This is a genomic window from Kineococcus gurbantunggutensis (genome assembly GCF_050871925.1).
Classification (GTDB): Bacteria; Actinomycetota; Actinomycetes; order Actinomycetales; family Kineococcaceae; genus Kineococcus.
In genome coordinates this window covers 1-3886 of sequence record NZ_JBJLSG010000268.1, presented here as the reverse complement: position 1 = coordinate 3886, position 3886 = coordinate 1, and the positions used below count along the sequence as shown (strand labels likewise).

At 74.1% G+C, this 3886-nt stretch carries 2 protein-coding genes; one reads left to right on the top strand and one right to left on the bottom strand.

Annotation, left to right across the window (positions count from 1 at the left end):
• Positions 1-98: 98 nt before the first annotated feature.
• Positions 99-2192, bottom strand: coding sequence for a transketolase (gene tkt / locus ACRYR7_RS24735; RefSeq protein WP_432574994.1), 2094 nt, complete (start codon positions 2190-2192; stop codon positions 99-101).
• Between the two features lie 381 nt (positions 2193-2573).
• On the opposite strand from tkt, the gene ACRYR7_RS24730 reads away from it, so the two are divergent.
• Positions 2574-3596 (top strand): heme o synthase, encoded by a 1023-nt coding sequence (locus tag ACRYR7_RS24730; protein WP_432574993.1) that lies wholly within the window; start codon positions 2574-2576, stop codon positions 3594-3596.
• The last annotated feature ends 290 nt before the right edge of the window (positions 3597-3886 follow it).

The following is a 3886-nucleotide window of genomic DNA, read 5'->3' as shown; positions in this document are numbered from 1 at the left end:
CGCGGCGGAGCACAGCACAAAGGGGGCGCCAAACCGGCCGCCTAACGCTCCGGGGCCCGCCCCCCCCACCCCCCCGCCGGCGGCCCCGCGGGGGACGGTCACTGCAGGCCGGCCAGGCTCTCCTTGGCGGCGGTGACGACGACCTCGTCCGTGAAGCCGAACTCGCGGTACAGGTCCTGGTAGTCCGCGGAGGCGCCGAAGTGCTCGATGCTCACCGTGCGGCCGGCGTCGCCGACGACGTCGTGCCAGCCCTGGGCGATGGCGGCCTCGACCGACACGCGCGCCTTGACCTGCGGCAGCAGCACGGTGTCGCGGTACGACTGCGGCTGCTCGTCGAACCACTCGCGGCACGGCATGGAGACCACGCGGGTCGGCACGCCCTGCTCCTCGAGCTTCTCGCGGGCGGCCACGGCGATCTGGACCTCCGAGCCGGTGGCGATGAGGATCACCTGCGGGGTGGCGGCGGAGGCCTCCACCAGCACGTACGCGCCCTTGGCCACGCCCTCGGCCGCGCCCCAGCCCTCCTGCGAGCGGTCGAACGTCGGCAGGTTCTGGCGCGAGAGCGCCAGGCCGGCCGGGCGGTCGGTCTTCTCCAGGACGGTCCTCCACGCCCACGCGGTCTCGTTGGCGTCCGCCGGGCGGACGACGTCCAGGCCCGGGATGGCGCGCAGCGAGGACAGGTGCTCGATCGGCTGGTGGGTCGGGCCGTCCTCGCCCAGGCCGATGGAGTCGTGCGTCCACACGTAGGTCACCGGCAGCTTCATGATCGCCGCCAGGCGCACCGCGGGGCGCATGTAGTCGCTGAAGACCAGGAAGGTGCCGCCGTAGGGGCGGGTGCCGCCGTGCAGCGCGATGCCGTTGAGGATCGAGCCCATCGCGTGCTCGCGGATGCCGAAGTGCAGGGTGCGCCCGTAGAGGTTGCCGTCCCACGTCTTCGTCGTGCGGCTGGCCGGCAGGAAGGACGGCTCGCCCTTCATGCTCGTCAGGTTCGACTCGGCCAGGTCGGCCGAGCCGCCCCACAGCTCCGGCAGCACCGGCGCCAGCGCGTTGAGCACCTCGCCGGACGCCTTGCGGGAGGCGATGGACGTGCCGGGCTCGAAGACCGGCAGCGCCGACTCCCAGCCGGCGGGCAGCGTGCGGGTGCTCATGCGCTCGAACAGCTCCACGCGCTCACCCGCGCCCTCGCGCCAGGCGTCCATCGAGGTCCGCCACGCCCGCTGCAGCTCCTTGCCGCGCTCGCGCGCCGCGCGGGTGTGCGCCAGGACCTCCTCGGGCACCTCGAAGGTCTGCTCCGGGTCGAAGCCGAGGACCTCCTTGGTGGCCCGCACCTCCGCCTCGCCCAGCGCGGAGCCGTGCGACTTGCCGGTGTTCTGCAGGTTCGGCGCCGGGTAGGCGATCGTGGTGCGCAGGACGATGATCGACGGCTTGCCGGTCTCCGCCTTCGCCGCCTGCAGCGCGTCCCACAGGCCCTGGACGTCCTCGGTGTACGGGCCCTCGCCGCCGTTGGTCCAGTCCAGCGTCTGCACGTGCCAGCCGTAGGCCTCGTAGCGCTTGCCGGTGTCCTCGGCCAGGGCGATCGCGGTGTCGTCCTCGATCGAGATGTGGTTCGCGTCGTAGATGACGACGAGGTTGCCCAGCTCCTGGACCCCGGCGATGGCCGAGGCCTCGGAGGAGACGCCCTCCTCGATGTCGCCGTCGGAGGCCAGCACGTACACGTGGTGGTCGAACGGGCTCTGCTCCGGCGCGGCGTCCGGGTCGAACAGGCCGCGCTCGCGGCGCGCCGCCATCGCCATGCCCACCGCCGAGGAGATGCCCTGGCCCAGCGGGCCGGTCGTCATCTCCACGCCCGCGGTGTGGCCGTGCTCCGGGTGGCCGGGGGTCTTCGAGCCCCACTTGCGCAGCGCCTTCAGGTCGTCCAGCTCCAGGCCGTAGCCGGCCAGGTAGAGCTGGATGTAGAGGGTGAGGCTGGAGTGCCCGCACGACAGGACGAAGCGGTCGCGGCCGGTCCAGTCGGGGTTGGCCGGGTCGTGCTTCATGAGCTTCTGGAACAGCGTGTAGGCGACCGGGGCCAGGCTCATCGCCGTGCCCGGGTGCCCGTTGCCGGCGCGCTGCACGGCGTCCATGGCCAGGACGCGGACGGTGTCGACCGCCTTCCGGTCCAGGTCGCTCCACTCGAGGTTCTGCTGGCTCACGTGTCTCCTCCCGTGCGAACCAGCTGACCGTCCAGCGCCGCCGGGGCGGTGGGTGAACCGGCCGTGGTCCGCTCTGTGTCTGCGTCGTTCGTCCCCGGCGCCGTCACCGGTCCCCGGCGCGGCCGGCCGCCCCGCCCGGGGGCGGTGACGGGACCGGGTCCGCCCGCGGTCGTCGTCAGCGCCACCGGCCGGGACCCCGCCCGGGGGCGGTGGTGCACGGACCGGTGGATCACTGCAGCACGAGCCTACTCGCAGGCGGGCGTGGCGCAGCTCACGGCCGGTGCACGGGCCCGCCGGCCCCCGACGCGCCCCGGACAACGACACGACGTAATAGAGGCGTAGCATCACCAGTGCCCGCTGCCGCCTCGCCCAGAGGATCCTGTGACTGTCGTCGATCCGCGTCCCTCCGACGCCTCCGCGCACTCGCGGCCCCTGCTGGGGCGCCGGCGCGGTGCTCGCCGGGGACCCAGCCGATTCCCTCGCGCCGCGGCCTACCTCGCCCTGACGAAGCCGCGCATCATCGAGCTGCTGCTCATCACGACGATCCCCGTCATGGTCTTCGCCGCGGGCGGCCTGCCGCCGCTGGGGCTGGTCCTGGCGACGTTCGTGGGCGGCGCCTTCGCCGCCGGGTGCGCCAACACCCTCAACTGCTACTTCGACCGCGACATCGACGCGCTCATGAAGCGCACCGCGAAGCGGCCCCTGGTCACCGGCGAGATCACCCCGCGCCGCGCGCTGGTGTTCGCCGCGGCCCTGGGCGCCGCCTCGGTCGCCCTCTTCGTGGCCTTCGTCAACGTGCTCTCCGCCGTGCTCGCCCTGGCGGCGATCGCCCTCTACATCGTGGGCTACACGCTGCTGCTCAAGCGGCGCACCTCCCAGAACATCGTCTGGGGCGGCGTGGCCGGCTGCATGCAGGTCCTCATCGGCTGGACGGCCGTCACCGGCCGCCTGGACTGGGCCCCGTTCGTGCTCTTCGGGGTCATCTTCCTGTGGACCCCGCCGCACTACTGGCCCCTGTCGGTGCGCTACCGCGAGGACTACGCCAACGCCGGGGTGCCCATGCTCCCCGTCGTGGCCAAGCCCACCACCGTCTCGCGCCAGATCGTCGCCTACACCGTGGCGATGGTGCTCTGCTCGCTGCTGCTGGTCCCCGTGGGCGGCGCGGGCCTCGTGTACGGCGCCGCCGCGCTCGTGCTCGGCGCCGGCTTCCTCGCGCAGACCCTGCGCCTGCACGGGCGCGCCCGCCGCTTCGAGCGCGAGACCGGCGGCCGCGACGCCGGCACCGTCGAGCAGCTCAAGCGCATCAGCCCGATGGGCGTCTTCCACGGCTCCATCACCTACCTGACGCTGCTGTCCCTGGCCGTCGCCGTGGACCCGTTCGCCCACGTCGCCCTGCCCTTCTGAGCCCGGCGCCCCCGCGCCCCAGAGCCCCCGTCGACCTCCGGTCGGCGGGGGCTCTCGCCGTTCCCGGCGCTGGCCGTCGGGGTCGCCCGGTGGATGTCCCGTGGCCGTCGGGGGTGGCCCGGTGGGCGTCCCGTGGTCGCCGGGGTGCGGACGGTGCGGTGCGCAGGGGGCCGCTCGGTGCCCCGCCGCAGCGCCCGGGCGCGGATCCGACCGGCCTGGGCGCGGGCCGGACCGGCGGTTCGGGCCCGACCCGGCCCCCGACGCGCGGACGCCGGGCACCCCGGGGGAGG